At 70.1% G+C, this 425-nt stretch carries 1 protein-coding gene; it reads left to right on the forward strand.

The annotated features are described in order from the left end of the window. Positions 1-156 precede the first annotated feature (156 nt). The coding region (locus AB4Z02_RS19145; protein ID WP_441972959.1) for a hypothetical protein at positions 157-425 on the forward strand (269 nt) is incomplete at its 3' end.

The raw sequence follows: 425 nt of genomic DNA on the forward strand, positions 1-425 counted from the left end.
TAGTAGCCCGGGTGCTGCAGCACGCATTCGGGTGTGCGGTAGTCGCCCGGGGCGGAGACCTCCGTGGTCACGGTGCACGCCGTGGGGGCGCCTTCGGGTATGGACGGTGCGTGCTCGATGGGGGAGTCGAACGGGCCGAGCAGCGAACTCTGCACCGTGACGACGATCGGTGACATCCCCGTGCCGTCGTCGAATACGCCCCACGTGGGGAGGAGCCCGTCGCCGGAAGCGACCTCCACAGTGAGCAGATCGCTGATGTGCGCTCCCGGTGCGACCGTCGGGTGGCTCGTGACCGTGCGGACGACCGGCTGCATGGGAAGCGGCGAGACGCCGACCTCCGACACCGACGCCGATGCTGTTGCGGAGGCCGGCGTCGAGACCAGCAGGGCCTGCACATCGTCGCCGGACCGGCCGATGAGGAGGCG

The organism is Pedococcus sp. 2YAF34 (assembly GCF_052114585.1).
In the GTDB taxonomy this organism is placed as follows: domain Bacteria; phylum Actinomycetota; class Actinomycetes; order Actinomycetales; family Dermatophilaceae; genus Pedococcus.